The 16,711-nt window shown below is 70.5% G+C and carries 12 protein-coding genes and 1 pseudogene; 6 read left to right on the top strand and 7 right to left on the bottom strand.

Annotated features, from left to right (window positions below):
- The first annotated feature begins 191 nt into the window (after positions 1-191).
- Positions 192-1,190, top strand: a complete 999-nt coding sequence (locus tag ACZ7CH_RS32035; protein ID WP_360397719.1) for a TerC family protein — start codon at positions 192-194, stop codon at positions 1,188-1,190.
- Here ACZ7CH_RS32035 and ACZ7CH_RS32030 read toward each other — a convergent pair whose 3' ends face one another.
- Positions 1,191-2,393, bottom strand: a complete 1,203-nt coding sequence (locus ACZ7CH_RS32030; protein WP_470375657.1) for a metal-dependent hydrolase family protein — start codon at positions 2,391-2,393, stop codon at positions 1,191-1,193.
- A gap of 89 nt (positions 2,394-2,482) precedes the next feature.
- Here ACZ7CH_RS32030 and ACZ7CH_RS32025 point away from each other — a divergent pair, with 89 nt between their 5' ends.
- Genes ACZ7CH_RS32025 through ACZ7CH_RS32015 form a run of 3 tightly spaced genes read left to right on the top strand, consistent with a single transcriptional unit; the run spans position 2,483 to position 8,570 of the window.
- The gene (locus ACZ7CH_RS32025) at positions 2,483-4,342 is read left to right on the top strand and encodes a S9 family peptidase (protein WP_470375656.1); all 1,860 of its coding nucleotides are present in this window, start codon (positions 2,483-2,485) and stop codon (positions 4,340-4,342) included.
- A gap of 55 nt (positions 4,343-4,397) precedes the next feature.
- Positions 4,398-6,482 (top strand): ATP-binding protein, encoded by a 2,085-nt coding sequence (locus ACZ7CH_RS32020; RefSeq protein ID WP_470375655.1) that lies wholly within the window; start codon positions 4,398-4,400, stop codon positions 6,480-6,482.
- Positions 6,483-6,539: 57 nt separating this feature from the next.
- Entirely contained in the window at positions 6,540-8,570 is a 2,031-nt protein-coding gene (locus ACZ7CH_RS32015; RefSeq protein WP_470375654.1) for an ATP-binding protein, read from the top strand.
- On the opposite strand, the gene ACZ7CH_RS32010 is transcribed toward ACZ7CH_RS32015, so the two are convergent.
- Entirely contained in the window at positions 8,552-9,208 is a 657-nt protein-coding gene (locus tag ACZ7CH_RS32010; protein WP_360397725.1) for an RES family NAD+ phosphorylase, read from the bottom strand. The two genes, ACZ7CH_RS32015 and ACZ7CH_RS32010, sit on opposite strands and share 19 nt — an antisense overlap.
- A gap of 29 nt (positions 9,209-9,237) precedes the next feature.
- Positions 9,238-9,822, bottom strand: coding sequence for a DNA-binding protein (locus ACZ7CH_RS32005; protein WP_360397727.1), 585 nt, complete (start codon positions 9,820-9,822; stop codon positions 9,238-9,240).
- Positions 9,823-9,966: 144 nt separating this feature from the next.
- Between ACZ7CH_RS32005 and ACZ7CH_RS32000 the strand changes: the two genes are divergently transcribed.
- Positions 9,967-11,127: a glycosyltransferase 87 family protein gene (locus tag ACZ7CH_RS32000; RefSeq protein ID WP_470375653.1), complete on the top strand. Its 1,161-nt coding sequence runs from the start codon at positions 9,967-9,969 to the stop codon at positions 11,125-11,127.
- 53 nt (positions 11,128-11,180) lie between these two features.
- Here ACZ7CH_RS32000 and ACZ7CH_RS31995 read toward each other — a convergent pair whose 3' ends face one another.
- The 4 genes from ACZ7CH_RS31995 to ACZ7CH_RS31980 all read right to left on the bottom strand — a co-directional run bounded on the left by ACZ7CH_RS31995 (position 11,181) and on the right by ACZ7CH_RS31980 (position 15,856).
- Complete coding sequence (locus ACZ7CH_RS31995; protein WP_360397731.1) at positions 11,181-12,062, bottom strand: hypothetical protein; 882 nt, start codon at positions 12,060-12,062, stop codon at positions 11,181-11,183.
- Positions 12,063-12,554: 492 nt separating this feature from the next.
- Positions 12,555-12,914: a toxin-antitoxin system YwqK family antitoxin gene (locus ACZ7CH_RS31990; RefSeq protein WP_470375652.1), complete on the bottom strand. Its 360-nt coding sequence runs from the start codon at positions 12,912-12,914 to the stop codon at positions 12,555-12,557.
- 335 nt (positions 12,915-13,249) lie between these two features.
- Complete coding sequence (locus tag ACZ7CH_RS31985) at positions 13,250-13,600, bottom strand: toxin-antitoxin system YwqK family antitoxin (RefSeq protein WP_470375651.1); 351 nt, start codon at positions 13,598-13,600, stop codon at positions 13,250-13,252.
- A gap of 3 nt (positions 13,601-13,603) precedes the next feature.
- Positions 13,604-15,856 (bottom strand): hypothetical protein, encoded by a 2,253-nt coding sequence (locus ACZ7CH_RS31980; RefSeq protein ID WP_470375650.1) that lies wholly within the window; start codon positions 15,854-15,856, stop codon positions 13,604-13,606.
- On the opposite strand from ACZ7CH_RS31980, the pseudogene ACZ7CH_RS31975 reads away from it, so the two are divergent.
- Positions 15,837-16,711: pseudogene (locus ACZ7CH_RS31975) on the top strand (hypothetical protein); the annotation flags it as partial. The gene ACZ7CH_RS31980 and the pseudogene ACZ7CH_RS31975 sit on opposite strands and share 20 nt — an antisense overlap.

Genomic DNA, 16,711 nt, shown 5'->3' with positions numbered 1-16,711 from the left:
GTCGTCGTGGAGCACAATATTCACGCAGGATGGAGGGGAGTACTCCCTAAGCGGCGGTGTCGTCAGTACGGAGTCCAGCGTCGGGCTTCCGGTGCCGTCGGTCGTGCGGGTGGTCTTCACAGGACCGGCCGGGCGGCGGAGGAGACCTCCGGGTTGTTTGGCGTGCGCTGAGGAATCCCGGAGGTTGGGTTGTGAACGTCCCCGCATGGATGTGGATCGCGACGATCGTTGGTCTGCTCGTCCTGCTCGCCGTGGACCTCGTGATCGTCGATCGAAAACCCCATGAGGTGACGATCGGTGAGGCCGCCCGGTGGGTTGTGTTCTACGTGGCCATGGCCGCCCTGTTCGGGGCCGGCATCTGGTACTTCTCCGGTGGGCAGTACGCGACGGAGTTCTTCGCCGGGTACATCACCGAGTACTCGCTGAGCGTCGACAACCTGTTCATCTTCTTGATCATCATGACGACGTTCAAGGTGCCCGCGATCCACCAGCACAAGGTGCTGCTGATCGGCATCCTGCTCGCGCTCGTCATGCGCGGCATCTTCATCGCGCTCGGCGCGGCGCTCATCGCCGAGTTCAGCTGGGTCTTCTTCATCTTCGGCGCGTTCCTCATCTACACCGGCTGGCAGCTGGCGAGGGAGAACCACGACGAGGAGGAGGAGTACAAGGAGAACCTGATGCTCCGCGTGGTGCGGAAGGTCTTCCCGGTCACCAACGAGTTCCACGGCGCCAAGTCGTTCATCAAGATCGACGGCAAGCGCTTCGTGACCCCGATGTTCATCGTGATGGTCGCGATCGGCTCCACCGACCTGCTCTTCGCGCTCGACTCGATCCCCGCGATCTTCGGCCTCACCAAGGAGCCGTTCCTGGTGTTCACGGCCAACGCGTTCGCGCTGATGGGTCTGCGCCAGCTGTACTTCCTGCTCGGTGGCCTGCTCGCGAAGCTCGTCTACCTGTCGATCGGCCTCTCGGTGATCCTCGGCTTCATCGGCGTGAAGCTGATCCTGGAGGCGCTCCACACGAACAACCTGCCGTTCCTCAACGGCGGCGAGCCCTTCCACGTGCCGACCATCGGCATCGAGGTCTCGCTGTCGGTGATCGTCGGCGTGCTGGCGATCACGACGATCGCCAGCCTGCTCAAGGTGAAGCGCCACCCGGAAGCCGCCAAGCACATCGGCGCCGACCACTAGCTACCCGACGGGGACGCCGTTCTGGTAGACGGCGCGGACGGCCTGCCTCAGCGTTCCGGCCTTCACGTGCTGCTCGGCGTCCCCCTCGACCAGAACCAGATCGGCGAGCTTGCCCGGTGCGAGCTCGCCGAGCTCGTTCTCCAGGCGCAGCAACGCCGCCGCGGACCGCGTGGTGGCGTGCAGCGCCTCCGCGGGCGTCATGCCGTACTCGGTCATCAGGGTGAGCTCGGTGAGGTTGTCGCCGTGCGGTCCCACGCCCGAGTCGGTGCCCATGGCGATCTTCACGCCCGCCTGGTGCGCCTTCTGGAACGACTGGAAGTGCTGCGCCACCACCATCTTCGCCTTGTCCAGGACCACGTCGGAGATCGCGACACCCCGGGCGGCCTGGTCGAGCACCATGCGCGGCGCCATCAGCGTGGGCACGAGCCAGGTGCCGTTCCGCAGCATCTCCTCGACGCCCTCGTCGGTGAGGAACACGCCGTGCTCGATGGACCGCACGCCGTTGCGCACGGCGGTGAGGATGCCGTCACCGCTCATCGCGTGCGACATGACCGCGATGCCGGCCGCGGTGGCCTCCTGCACGATCATCGCGATCTCGTCGTCGCGGAAGTGCGCGTGCCGCGGGTTGCTGCGCGGTGACATCACGCCGCCGCTGGACGCGATCTTGATGATGTCCGCGCCGTGGCGGACCAGCGTGCGGATGACCTTGCGCAGCTCCTCGGGGCCGTCCGCGACGGTGTCGGGCAGGCCGGGGTGCAGCGGCGGGCTGACGTGCGCGCCGCACTGCATCCAGTCGTCGTTGTGGCCGCCGGTCTGCGACACCATGTTGATCGCGATCTGCATGCGCGGCCCCTGGACGAGCCCGCGCCGGACCGCCTCCGCGACCCCGAGGTCGGCGCCGAGCGCGTCGCGGACGGTCGTGATGCCGCAGTCGAGCGTCGCGCGCATGTTGCCGATGGCCTGGTAGAAGGGCAGCGAGAACGGCGTGTTCAGGTCGCGGACCAGGTCGGCACCGCTGAACATGAAGTGCACGTGGCAGTCGAACAGCCCCGGCAGCAGGGTGTGGCCGGTGGCGTCGACCCTGGTGTCGCCGTCGAGGTCGGTGCCCACGTCGACGATGCGGTCACCCCCGACCACCACGTCGCCTGGCTCGGTCGTTGTGCCGGTGAAGACCCGTCCACCGGAGAACACGATGCGCGTCATACGCGGAAATCTATGTGGCGAGTCAATTTTTGTGATCGGTCAACAAAACGTTGTGAGCGTTGCTAAAGAAACCTGTTACCGTCCGTGCCGTGCGCCCCGAAGACCTGGAGCTGCTCACCACGCCCGGCACCGTCGCGGTGTCCGGAGACCTGGTGCTGGTCAGCCTCGCCACGCCCGACTTCGCCACCAACACCTACCGGGGTGGCCTGCACCGGGTCCACCCCGACGGCAGCACGACACCGTGGACACACGGTGACCGTGATCATGCACAGCGTATTTCTCCCGATGGCACCCAGGTGGCATTCCTGCGCGTTTCGGGCAAAACGAAACCGCAGCTTTATGTCATGCCGACCGCAGGCGGTGAACCGCGCAAGCTGACCGATCTGCCGCTGGGCGCGGGCGCCCCGGTGTGGTCGCCGGACTCGACGCGGATCGCGTTCGTGGCGCGCATCCCGGAGGAGGGCCGCTACGGCACCGGTGACGACGGCCCCGAGGCCGAGGCGCCGCGCCGCATCACGCGGCTCGACTACCGCGTCGACGACGTCGGCTTCCTGCTCGACCGCCGGCCGCGGCTGCACGTGACCGACCTGTCCGGCGAGGTCATCGAGGTCACCGACGGCTCCTTCGACGTGGCCGACCCGGCGTGGCTGTCCCCGGAGGAGCTGGTGTTCGCCGCACCACGTGACTTCGGCGCGGCCGAGACGCTGGTCAGCGACCTGTACACGGTGCCGGCCTCCGGTGGCCCGGCGTCCGTGCTGGTCCGCAGCCGGGGCGAGGCGTCGATGCCGTTCGTCGCCGAGGGGTTCGTCCACTGGCTGGGCACGGAGTTCACCGGGATCGACGCGGTGGCGCGCAACACCGGCCTGTGGCGGGCGCCGCTGGACGGCTCCGGTGGCCCGGAGCGGCTCACCGACGAGGAATCCGTCGACGTCGAACGGCTGTCCGGCCCGCCCGTGGTGGTCGGTCCGGACGTGCTGGTGGCGGTCCGCAACCGCGGTGCCGTGGAGCTGCGGCGAATCCCGCTGTCCGGCGGCGGCACCGGCGAGGTGCTCGCGGGCGAGTCCGCGGTGGTGAAGTCGTTCGCCTCCGACGGGTCCACCGTCGTCGCCGTCGTGTCCACTCCGGACAACGCCGGCGAGGTCGAGTTCGTCGGAACCGGCACGCGCACGTCGTTCTCGAAGGTGCCGGCCCGCCGCGTGGTGGAGCTGACCGGCTCCGCCTCCGACGGCTACCCCGTCCACGGCTGGCTCGTGCTGCCCGACGGCGACGGCCCGCACCCGGTCGTGCTGGCCGTGCACGGCGGCCCGTTCATGTACCACAGCTGGGGTTTCTTCGACGAGGCCCAGGTCTACGCCACCGCCGGCTACGCCGTCGTGCTGCCCAACCCGCGCGGCTCCGCGGGCTACGGTCAGGCCCACGGCCAGGCCGTGGTCGCCAAGTTCGGCACCGTCGACGTCGACGACGTGCTGTCCCTGCTCGACGTGGCGCTGGAACACCCCGACTGCGACGCCGGCCGCGTCGGCGTCATGGGCGGCTCCTACGGCGGCTTCATGGCCTCCTGGCTGTCCGCGCACCACGGCGAACGCTTCCGCGCGGCCTGGAGCGAACGCGCCGTCAACGCCTGGGACTCCTTCTCCGGCTCCTCCGACATCGGCTACTACTTCCCCGACGCCTACTGCGGCCCCGACCCCGAGGCCCAGCGCGCGATGAGCCCGCTGACCTACGCGGAGAAGATCACCATCCCGTTCGCGGTCGTGCACTCCGAGCAGGACTGGCGCTGCCCGCTCGAACAGGCCCAGCGCATGTTCGTGGCCCTGCGCCGGCGCGGCGTCGAGGCGGAGATGCTGATCTTCCCCGGCGAGGGGCACGAGCTGACCCGGTCCGGCCAGCCGCGGCACCGCAGGCAGCGGTTCGCGGCGGTGCTGGAGTGGTGGGGGCGCTACCTGTGAGGAACTGACCCGTTCGGCCGCTGTGCCGTGCCCCGTTCCGGCGGATGGTGTTCCGGTGGAGAACACGGTGTCCGGGACGGTGCACGGCGCGGTGGTGCAGGCGCGGGACGTGTACGGGGATGTCCACGTGCGGGTCGCGCCTGAGCCGGAGGTGCCGAAGCAGCTCATCGCCGGTGTCGGCAAGTTCAGCGGACGGCTGGCGGAGCTCGGCCTGCTGGACCGGTTCGAGTCTGCGGTGAGGTCGGACGCCGTGGTCATCTCCGCGGTCAACGGTACGGCCGGTGTCGGCAAGACCGCGCTGGCGTTGCACTGGGCGCATCGGGCGGCCGAGCGGTTCCCGGACGGGCAGCTGTACGTGAACATGCGGGGATTCGACCCGGACCAGGAGCCGATGTCTCCGGCTGAAGCGGTCCGCGTGTTCCTCGACGCGCTCGGGGTGCCGAGCGACGCTGTTCCGGTCAGCCTCGATGCGCAAACCGCGTTGTTCCGCAGCAAGGTCGCCGGTCGGCGGGTGCTCGTGGTGCTCGACAACGTGCGCGAAGCAGCTCAGGTCCGCCCTCTGCTCCCCGGTGGTTCCGGCTGCCTCGTGCTGATCACCAGCCGCAACCGACTGGACAGCCTCGTCGCCCTGCACAACGCCGCCCAGTTGCGGCTGGACCTCCTTCCGAAGGAGGAGGCCGCAGCTCTGCTGCTGGACCGGCTCGGTGACGTCGCCCCGGAGCCACTGGCCGATCTGGTCGAGCTGTGCGCGGGTCTGCCGCTCGCGCTCAGCATCGTGGCCGCGCGGATCGCGGGGCGCGGCACGACACCGGTCGAAGAGCAGGTCGAGGAGCTGCGGGCAGAACGGCTGCAATCACTCGAACTCGACGGGCACCACAACTGCAGAGCTGTCTTCTCCTGGTCGGTGCGCGCGCTGACCGAGCCCGCTGCGCGTCTGTTCCGCCTGCTCGGCCTGCACCCCGGGCCCGACATCGATGCTCGCGCGGCTGCGGCTCTCGCCGGGCTGCCGGTCGCCGAGTGCCGCGAGCTGCTGGACGAGCTGGTCCGCGCCACTCTCGTGGACGAGTACCTGTACCGCCGGTACCGCTTCCACGACCTGCTCAGGGCGTTCGCGCGAGAGCTGGCCGGAACGGAAGACGATGCGCAGCGCCGGATGCTCGGGTTCTACCTGCACTCGGCATGGGCGGGTGATCGGGCGTTGGTGCGCAAACGCGTCGGCGTCGAGCTGCCTGGGCTCGACCCGCTCGTCGAACCGGTCACCTTCACCGGACCTGCCGATGCCGGGCAGTGGTTCGCGGCCGAGCACGCCGTGCTGACCGCCATGGTCGACCACGCGGCCGCCATCGAGTCCGACGAGCACGCCTGGCTGCTCGCGTTGGCGATGCGGAGCTACCTGGACACCCGCGGCCATTGGCGCGACTACGAGGCGGTCTACCGCACGGCGATCGGTCCGGTGAACAGGCTGGGCGATCCCCTCGCGCAAACCCGGATCCACAGAGGACTCGGCAGGGCTCTCAGCAGGTTGTCCGACTGGGACGAGGCAGAACAGGTGTTGGTGCGGTCGCTGGACTTCGCCCGCCGGACCGGTGACCACCGGCAGGAGGCGCACAGCCACGAGGCGCTGTCGTGGCTGTACTCCGAGCGCAAGCTGCACGATCGCGCGCTGGAACACGTCACCGCGGCGCTCGCCCTGCACCCGCCCGGTGACAACCCGGTGTGGCGGGCGTTCGCGCTCAACGTGGCCGGCCGCTGTTACGCGGCGCTGCACCGGTTCGACGAGGCCTTGGAGCATTCGCGGGCGGCGTTGAAGGCGCACCGCGGCCTGTCGCGGCGCGACGACGAGACCGGCGAGGCCGAGGCGCTGAACACCATCAGCCTCATCGAGCTGGGCAGGAGCGAGTTCGAGCCAGCGATGCGGGCCGCTGCCGAAGCACTCGACCTGCATCGGCACCTCGGCAACCGGCCGGGCATCGCCGAGGCGGTGGAGCGCATCGGAGACGTGCACCGCGCTCTCGGAAGGCCTGACGATGCCCGCGCCGCGTGGGAGGAAGCGCTGGTGATCTTGAACGAGCTGCAGCGCGCGACTTTGGCCGAGGTGAAGCAGAAGCTCGCCGAGCTGGACCACCTGACGACCGAGTAGCCGGACACGACCCGTTCGGACGCTGCGCCGCACCTCGCATGGCGTGATGGTGTTCCGGTGAAGAACACGGTGCCCGGGAGGGTGCACGGCGCGGTGGTGCAGGCCGGGGCCGTGTACGGCGGCGTGCACGTCCACCCGCAGGCCGCGGAGGTCGTGCCGCGGCAGTTGCCGTTGGAGGTGGCCACCTTCAGCGGGCGGAGCGCGGAGCTTGACCAGCTGGAGTCGGCGCTGAGCTCGGGTGCCGTGGTGATCTCGGCGGTCAACGGCATGGCCGGGGTCGGCAAGACCGCGCTGGCGTTGCACTGGGCGCACCGGGTGGCCGGCCGGTTTCCCGACGGGCAGCTGTACGTGAACATGCGCGGGTTCGAGCCGGATCGCGAGCCGATGGCGGCGGCGGAAGCGGTGCGCGGGTTCCTTGACGCGTTCGGGGTTTCGAGTGATGCGATTCCGGTCGGGTTGGACGCGCAGGCGGCGTTGTTCCGCAGCAAGGTCGCGGGGCGGCGGGTGTTGCTCGTGCTGGACAACGTGCGCACCGTCGAGCAGGTGCGGCCGTTGTTGCCGGGCAGCGCCAGCTGTTTCGTCGTGGTCACCAGCCGACGGCGGTTGCCGGGGTTGGTGGCGGAGCACGGGGCACGGCCGCTGCGGCTCGACCGGTTGTCCGCCGACGAGGCCGTGGTGTTGTTGAAGGTGCGGCTGGGTGGCGTGGACACCGCGGAGCTGGCCGAGGTCGCGGAACTGTGCGCCGGGTTGCCGCTGGCGCTCGCGATCGTGGCGGCGCGGATCGTGGCGCAACCCCACCTGCCGGTCGGTGAGGTGGTCGCCGAGTTGCGCCGCGGCCGGTTGGAAGCGCTCGACCTCGGCGAGGACGAACTGAGTGCGCGGGCGGTGTTCTCGTGGTCCGTGCGGGCGTTGCGGGAGCCGGCCGCGCGGCTGTTCCGGTTGCTGGGGCTGCATCCCGGACCGGACGTCGACGTGCATGCGGCCGCGGCGCTCGCGGGGATGGGGGACTGCAGAGCGTTGTTGCGGGAACTGGTCGCGGCGAGCTTGCTGGACGAGTACCTGCCCGGGCGGTTCCGGTTCCACGACCTGCTGCGGTTGTTCGCGATGGAGCTGGCCGGGAGCGATGACGAGGCGCAGCGGCGGATGCTCGGGTTTTACCTGCACACGGCGTGGGCGGGAGATCGGGCGTTGGTGTCTCAGCGGATCGGGATCGAGCTGCCGCCACTGGACCCGGTGGTGGCGCCGCTGACGTTCGACGGGCTGACTGAGGCAGCGGAGTGGTTCACGAACGAACATGCGGTGTTGACGGGCATGGTTGGTCATGCGGCTGCGATGGGGCACGACAGATATGCCTGGCAGCTTGCGCTGACGCTGCACAGCTACCTCAATTCACGAGGTCATTGGCGCGATCAAGTCACGGTGTATCGGGAAGCGATCGATCCCGTGAATCGAGCCGGCGACCAGATCGAGCGGACCCGTGTCCACAGAGGACTTGGGCGAGCACTGTGCAGGCTGTCTGACTGGCAGGAGGCGACGCATGTCCTCAAGCTCGCGCTTTCTCTTGCGATGGAAGCTGGTGATCGCATACAGCAAGCGCACTGCCAGGAAGCCTTGGCAGCCATGTTCCTGACACGAGGTATGGACGAACTTGCACTGACTCACGCCACCATCTCGAGGAGCTTGCACCCAGGCGACGACGACGCGTGGCTCGCGGCCTCGTACACCTTGAAGGCGCGATGTCTTCAAGGGCTGGGGCAGCTCCACGAGGCGCTGGCTGCCATCTCAACCGCACTGGAGCTGCACCACGGGCTGGAGCCGAAGGACGAGCCGGGTGAAGCGGAGACGCTGAACATCGCCAGTGTGATCCATTTCTGGTCGCGGAGGTTCGCTCCCGCCTTGGTGAGCGCACGACAGGCGCTTGCCTTGCACCGGCGCCTGGGCAATCGGGTGGGTACAGCGGAGGCGTTGCGCAACCTGGCTGGCGTGTACGCGGTGCTCGGCAATGATGAAGACGCCAAGGCCGCGAGTGGAGAAGCGGATGCGATCTTGCTCCAGTTGGCGGAAGGAACTCAGCCCAGGAGCGTGTAGTTCAACTCCTCGCACACCCGCGCCAACGGCAGGTCCAGCCCAGGGTGGTCCAACGGCAGCAACACGTCCGGAGCCGCCGGCAGCCCCGAAGCTCCCGGTGGGTCCCACAGGCACACGGCCGGGTCGCCCGAGTCCATCGACGACCGGTACCACAGCCCGTCGAGCTCCGGGTAGGCCGCGCGGATCGCGCGGGCCCACGCCTGCGTCACGGCCTTCGGGCCCGTCGAGATCTCCTGCGAGGCGCCCACCCGCGTCGGCCACAGGCCGCCCAGGTCCAGCAGGCGCAGGGTGCGGCGCGGGCGCAGGACCACCAGGAACGGGGAGCGGGTGCGGCGGTCGACCATCGAGGTGGCCTGGAAGACCTCGGCGACGGAGGTGCGGACGGACAGGCCGAAGTACAGGACGCCGTTCTCGTGGTCCGGGGCCGGTTTGCCGTCGGGGGTCGGGGCCTGCGCGTCGAAGCGGGCGTGCGGGAGGGGGCCCGCGTAGCGGAACGAGTTCCAGCGCTGCGGGTGGGAGCCCTTGGCCGTGAAGACGCGCACCAGGCGGGTCGCGCGGTGGACGGCCACCACGTCCTCTGTGCGGCGCAGGTGTGCCTGGAGCACGGCAGGGGCAGGCGGCTGCGGAAGCCGTGACATTCGGGTCCTGTCGGGTGTTCGGGAACGGCTCAGGCGGGGGTGCCGAGCGCGGAGGCCAGGTCGGCGACGAGGCGCGGGTCTCCTCCTGCGAGGAGCCAGTCGCGGGGTGTCGCGGGCTTGCCGTCGACCAGCAGGTCCTCCTGGGCGGTGGTCATGAACGCGGCGACGACGAGCGCCGGCTGGTCGGTGGGCACGGCCGTGAGCACGGCTTCGAGGCCGGGCAGGACGCCGGTGCCGGCGAACTGCCAGGCTGGCAGGCGCCAGCTGCCGCGGTCCTTCCAGCCGACGAGCCTGCCCACGCCGAGGCGGTGGCGGACGCGGCTCGTGTCGATCTGCAGCTGACGTGCGGCGTCGGCGACGGTCAGCGCGGAGTCGCGCAGGACCGCGTGCGCCACGACGGTGCGGGTGCGCGGCTTGGCGTCGGACGGGCCGGCCGGGGACAGGTCGAGGCCCACGTCGGCGAGTGCCGTCTGCTGTTCGGGGGTGAAGTAGCTGACCGGCTCGGGATGTGGCGGCGCGAGCCTGCGCGCCGCGTCGGTCACGAGCGCGAGGAACTCGTCGGGCGTCACCTGCAGGCCGGCCTTGGCCAGCACCGTCTCCAGTGCGGGGCTCATGCGCACAGGATAGCCCGAGCGTGCGCATTTGTGCGCTCCACCAACAGAGTTCCACGTTCCGCGGTCACGCGACAACGCTACGTGAGAAATCCGGCCCGGTGTCCGTGACGTGGGCCTCAGCACCCCCATCGCTAGGATTTCCCGATGCAGCTGGACCGGGGAGCCAAGCGCGTCGTCGTGGCGTGGGCCGTCGTCATGATCGGCACGCTCGCGTACGTCATGCTCCGCCCGCCGGGGTGGTCGCTCGACCTGCGCGTCTACCGCAACGGTGGTGACGCGCTGCTGCAGGGCCTCCCGCTCTACGTCGAGGGGTTCGCGAAGCCGCTCGGCGGCCCCGACCTGCCCTTCACCTACCCGCCGGCCGCCGCCGCGCTGTTCAGCCTGCTCGCGCTCGTGCCGCTGGTGGTCGCCATCCTCGCGGTCGCGGTGGCGAACCTGGCGCTGCTCACGACGTTGTGCCTGGTCGCGGCCTCGCGCGTGCTCGGGTGGGGGCCGGAGGCGGTCAAGTGGGGGCTCGGCGCGGCCGCCGTGTCGTCGATCTTCGACCCGCTGCGTGAGACGCTCTGGTTCGGGCAGGTCAACCTGCTGCTCGGCGTGCTGGTCATGGCCGACTGCCTGCTCGAACGCACCCGCTGGTGGCCGCGCGGCGCCCTGATCGGGCTCGCGGCGGCGATCAAGCTGACGCCCGCGTTCTTCGCGTTGTTCTTCGTGGCCCGGCGCCAGTGGAAGCCGGTGCTCGTGTCGATCGCGTCGTTCTTCGCGTTCGGCCTGCTCGGGTTCCTGATCGCGTTCGGCGACGCGCGCGAGTACTGGACGCACGCGCTGCTCGACCCCGCCCGCGTCGGACGCCTGACCTACGCGTCGAACCAGTCGTTGCGCGGCCTGCTCGCCCGCCTCGGGCTGGAGAGCGGCCCGCAGGTGCTCACCTGGGTCGTGCTGTCGTTGCTGGTCGTGGCGCTGACGTGGTGGGTGGCGGCACGTGTCGGCGAGGTCGAGGCGTTCTTCGCCGTGGCCCTCGGCGGGCTGCTGATCTCGCCGGTCTCGTGGGGGCACCACTGGATCTGGATCGCGCCCGCGCTGGTGCTGCTGTCGCGGCCCGCGCTGCGGCGGCACTGGGCGTCGTGGCTGGTCGTGGCGGTGTTCGCGGTGGGGCCGCACTGGCTGTTCCCGCGTGACAACGACGTGGAGCAGCAGTGGGCGTGGTGGCAGCAGGTGATCGGCAACCTCTACGTGGTCGCCGGGGTCGCCGTGCTGGTCACGCTCGCCGTGCGGGCACGCCGCCCCGTCGTCGCGACCACGGGCTGAGAACGTGGAGAAGGGGGCCCGGCCGCAGCCGAGCCCCCTTCAGCGCTTCTCGCTCACTGACCGGTGATCAGGGAGACCGCGCGGTCCTGCGCCGCCTCGCTCACCTCACCGATGCGGAACCCGCGCGACACCGCGTGCGCCACCAGCTCGGGCTCCGGCGGCAGGCCGTACTTGCGCAGGTAGTGCGGCACCGCGCCGGCCCAGACCCAGGTGCCGTCGGTGCGGAAGTTCAGCGGCACGTCCTGCTCGCCGTTGGCGGAGAACTCGTCCACGTCGTAGCTGCGCGCGGCCAGCACGACCGGCGCCGTCTCGAGGTAGGTGAGCAGGTTGTCCACCAGCTGCGGGTCGACCGGCTGGCGGTTCACCACGATGCGGCCGTCGTCGTTCTTGCCGTCGTAGACCTTCGCGGTGCGCAGGTCGGCCGACGGCTGCTGCTCGGGCTGCTGCGGCGGGACGTGGAACTCCTGCTGCGGCTCCGGTTCCGGCTGGGGCAGCGGCGGCAGTCCGACGCGCTGCCGCCACCAGTCCGGGATCAGCTGGTCCGGCCGCGGGAACGTCTGCAGCTCGTCGCGGAACCCGATCGGCGGCGGCGTGTTGCGCCAGCGCGGCTCGTCCTCGGCGTTGAAGTCGACCGTGAACGCCGCCGGCGCCTCGATCTCGTAGGTCGCGCTCAGCCACGTGCCGCGGTCCGGCTGGTACATCCCGGCGCGCAGCTGGCCGAACATCTGCACCACGTCCATCGGCGGCCGCACCGGCCGCAGCTGCCCGTCGGGCCCGGCGAACGCGAGGTCGACCTCGATGTGCCTGCCCGCCGCGCGGTACTCGGCACGGATGCGCTGCCAGCCCTGCGGCATCGCCGGCAGCATGGCACGGCCGATCTGCCGCACGAGCTGCTGCTGTTCCTGCTCGCTCAGCGGTGTCGCTGGCTGGCCCATGTGCTCCTCGCCCCTCTCCCCGTCACAACGCGCTGATCTTATCGGGCTGCCCGTGCACGTGCGGGCGGGTCGGTGGCTTCGACCCGTTCACACTGGTTCCGAGGGTGTTGATCTTCCGGTGGTTCCCGTCAGCGCTACTGGCGGTGTGCCTTCACGTAATCACTCCACCCACTCGGCCCCCACCGAGCAGCGTGTTCGGCAGGTAGTGCGACCGCAGCCGGATCTCGAGGCCGGCGTCCTTCGCGAAGCAGGCGAGGACGAGCGGTGCGAGCGATGAACCCTTCCAGGCCTTTCCGATGGTCGGGTCCAGTGCTGCCTGTGCAGCTCCAGTGCCTTGACCAGCGGCGTCCGTGTCACCGGCGCAGTGGTGGTCGGTCACGGCGAGGGCTTAGCGATCGGTCTCGTGGAGGCGGATCGGGTTCTGGTCGATGAGTGTGATCAGCCCTTCGCTGAGGGCGTCGCCGAGTTCGGTGGCGGCTTCGTCGCTCGTGGTTAACACCCCTCGTCCGCGATCGTGTTCCCGTCCTCGTCCCATTCGCGGCGGTAGAGCTGACGCCCCTGGTCGAACTCGGTTTCGAGCGCTGGCTGCCCGTTCGGGTGCCACTGCCGGTTCACGCCGCTGAGCATGCCGAAGCGCATCGTGCCAGACCTGAACAGGCGGTCCGGGGCGTACCACTCGGCGTAAGGTCCGTCCTGTACGCCCGCGTAGTAGGTGTACAGCGAGATCAGGTTGCCGCTGGCACCGACCTCGACCACCTCGCCGGTGAACGGGTGCCCATTGTGAAAGACACCTTCGACCCTGTCTTCGGTGTCCTCCACTCGGATGCGGATGTCAGAGTCTTCATGTGACACCGGATAGTCGCTCCTCCACGAGAGCGCCGTTCTCGTCCCACCGCCGCAGTTGGATCAGCTCGCCGATCTAGTTGAACAGGCTTTGCTCGGCCAGGGTGCCGTTTCGGTGCCATTCGCGCCATTTGCCGGCCGCGCAACCCCGGTCGTACCGGCCTTTGATGAGCTTTCGCCACTCGGTCTAAACCGAGTTCGACGCCGTTCACGTAGAACGCGAACGCGATGGCGCGACCTTCAGCGTCGGTGTCTTCGAGCTAACCGGTGAACGGCTTGCCGTTGTGCAGCAGGACGGCGGCCGCCGTTTCGGCGGCCTGGCCGCAGTTGACACGCACCATCGGTCACCGGCCGAACGTCTTGTCCTCGATCAGACTGCCGTCCTTGTCCCAGCGCTTGCGTGCGACCGGCTGACCCTGCGCGTCGAACGTTCGCCACTCGGCGAGCTGGCCGTTGGAATGCCATTTCTGCCACTCACCCACGGCCAGGCCAGCGTTGTTGACGCCCTCCTGGCGCTTTTGCCCGTTCGGGTACCAGAGGGTCTGCGGCCCGTGCGGAATTCCCTGCCAGTAGGTGATGAGGCCGATGACGTTGCCGTCTGCGTCCTTGGTTTCAACCTCCCCGTCGAAGAGCTCGCCATCGTGATGGATGCGGGTGGTCTCGTCCAAGTACGACTCAGTGCTGTCGATGCGCATGGGTCATTCCGTCGCTGGAGGTATGAAACTTGCCTTGGACCTGTGGTCGAAGGGTGAATATTGAATGCGGCCAGTGTAACTGGGCACATCCCGCAGAATCGTGTTGCAGTTGGCGCACGCCGGAGCGTCGCTGCCGATCGGCGCTATCATGACCTTCTTCTGCATCATGTCCTGCGTCCAGCGCGGGTCGAAACGCATCTCCTGCAGCGCTTCTCGACCGAGCGCGGGCGGCACGGAGTCAGGACCGTGCTCCGCCTTCCACTGCGCGTCGAACTCCCGCTGGCGGGCCCACAGCAGTTCGTTGACCGCCTTGACCTCGGCGTGGCGCAACGGCTCGTCGTGGTGGGCCTGGCCCTGCATGATCCACGGCTCGTGGATCACCTTGCCCTCGGCGTCCTTGAGCGCCTTGCCGTTCTCCCCGAGCACCGGCATCTGCTGCATGTCGGTCTCGTTCTTCATGACCGGGTGTTGCCAATCACCCATGCCCTTGTAGTTCTCGCGCAGCAGCGGGTGCAGGTTTTCCGGGTCGATGAGGTCCGTGCTGCTGCCGTTGACGCCCTCGGTGATCTTGCCTGTCTTGAGATCCATGGCAACCGCGGAACACGGACCGTCGCCCGGCAGCTTGTTGGCGGCGTGGTATTCCGCGCGCTGCCGGGAGAGGTCCTGGATGTACTCTTTGACCGGCTTGCCGTCGACGGCGTGGATGAGCCCGTCCTTCAGCGTGACCCGGCTCGTGTCGTTCGGGTCGACCTCGTCGACGAGCGAGCCGCGGGACCTGTCCTGGTCGAAGTCGGGGTCGCGGGCGTCGGGCGCGGTCCCCGGATCCACCGCAGGGTCCGGGAAGTGCTTCGGGTTGGTTACCGGCTGGTCGCTCGCCGACGGTGCCTTGGGCGGCTCGTCCGCGTTCTCGCCGTCTTTGGTGCAGCTGTCGTCGGCCGCGTCGTTCGTCGAGTCGGTGTCGTCGGTGCCGCGATCCTTGGCACCGTCGGTGTCCGTCGTCGCGTCCGGGTCGTGGCGCTCGGTGTCCGGGGCGTAGCCGTCGTCGCCGGTCTTGGTCTTCGTGCCGTCCGGGTGGTGGGTCTCCCACTCGCCGTTCGGCGGGATCTTCGGCTGGCGGGTGCCGTCGGGGCGGATGTCGGCGTCGCTCGTGAAGACGCGGCCGTTCACGTCGGTCCAGGCCGGCTTGGTGGGGGCGAGGACCGGGGCGTCGAGGTGGCGGGAGAGCTGCTGGGCGAAGTCGTTGCTGCCCGCGTCGCAGCCGATCAGGCGGACCGGGCGGCTGCCGTCGTACCCGCCGCGGCGCAGCATGTCCGCGTACTCGGCGGGGGTGTAGTCGTGGCCGCCGATGCGGGCGTGGCCGTCCGGGGTGACGTGGACGTCCGCGGTGAAGTAGCGCGGGTCGTCCGGCACGCGGTGGGGCAGGTCGCCCATGTCCGGGTCGCCGCCGTGGTGCGAGACGCCGGCCGGTGTCTGCTCGGCGTGGCGCTGGTGTGCGGCCTCCGGGGACGGGCGGTCCGCCGGTGTGGTGTCCACGTCGGTGTCGTGGGGGCGGTCCGGGGAGTCCGGGTCGTGCGGCTTGTCCGGGGTGTGCGACGGCGCGTCGGCGTCCGGGTGGTGTGGCGCGTCGGGGTGGTGCGGTGCGTCGGGGGAGTGCGGAGCCGCGGGGGAGTGCGGGGTGGCCGCCTCGGGACGGGTCGCGTCCGGCGCGTGGTGCGGGGGTGCGTCGGTGCCGGTGCCGCGCGAGCGCGGGGAGTCCGGCGAGTGCGGACGGGAGCCGTCGGGGCGAGACGGGCTGTCGGGGCGGTGCGGGGTGTCCGGGCGCGTGGGGGCGTCGGGACGGGACGGGTGGCCCGCGGGGGCGTCCGTGCGGGGGCGGGAGGTGTCCGGGCGTGGGCCGGCGTCGGGACGGTTGGGGGCGTCGGGACGGTGCGGCGCGTCCGGGCGGGACGGGGTGTTCGGGCCGCCGTGCGGCGCGGTGGGGGAGTGCGGCGCGGTGGGAGAGTGCGGCGCGGTGGGGGTTTGGGGTGTGTTGGGGCTGTGCGGTGCGGCCGGTCCGCTGTGCGGGGCGTCCGGGCGCGACGACGGCGTGGTCGTGCCGGTGTGCGGGGCGTCGGGACGGGACGGCGCGGTCGGGCCGCCTGCCGGATGGGTCTGGGGTGCGTCGGGGCGGGAGGACGGCGCGGTGGGCGCGTCCGTGCGGGCCGACGGGGTGTGCGGAGCGCTCGGGGACGACGGCGTGGACGGCTGCGGGCGCATCGGGGTGTCGGTGCGCGGGGAGCCGGCCGACGGGGAGCCGCCGGAAGGGGCGTGCGGGGTGCCGCCGCCCGCTGGGGGTGCCGACGGGGTCGACGGGGTGTGCGGAGTCGACGGGGCGTGCGGTGCCGCCGCCGAGGGAGCGGTGGCGCGGCTGGGCGGGGTCGCGTCGGTGCGCGGGGCGCCGGAAGGAGCACCGGACGACGGGGCGTGCGGGGCACCGCCGGGGGCGGAGGGCATGCCACCGGACGGGGACGACGGCATCGACGGCGACGACGGAGCCGAAGGCGCCGAGTGCGTCGGAGCCGTGGACGGGCGAGACGGGGCGTCGGCGCGGGAGGCCGTCGTCGAGTGGTCCGGGGAACGCGGGGCGGCTGGGGCGGACGGGGGCACGTCACCGCGTGAGCCGGGGGTGCCGGGGCGACCGGCGGGGGCGTTGCCGGCGGCGTTCGGTGCGCTGCCCATCGGGCCCGGCTGGGGCGACGACGGGGTGGTGTCCGGGGTGCGCGGGGGCTGCGGGGCGTGCGGGACGTCCGCGCGAGCCGGCGCTTCGGGGGTGGCGACCGAGGACTGGGTGGTCTGGCCGGTGTTGCGCGGGGGCGCGGCAGGGGCGTCCGGGGTGGACGACGGGCCCGTGTGCGGCGAACCCGAGCCGGGAGCGGACGGGGAGCTGTCCGGAGTGGACGGAGCATCCGGGGTGCGCGGTGGGCTCGAAGGCGAAGAGGGTGAGGAGGGCGAAGAGTCCGGAGTGGACGAAGACGGCGAACCGGAGTGCGACCCCGACGGAGACCCGGACGGCGTCAGGTCCGGAGAGTTCGTGCTGTGGAACAGCCCACCGGGCTTGATGGACTTCGTCGA

The sequence above is a fragment of the Lentzea sp. NPDC037011 genome, from assembly GCF_055607425.1.
This window is presented reverse-complemented; position numbering and strand designations above follow the sequence as displayed.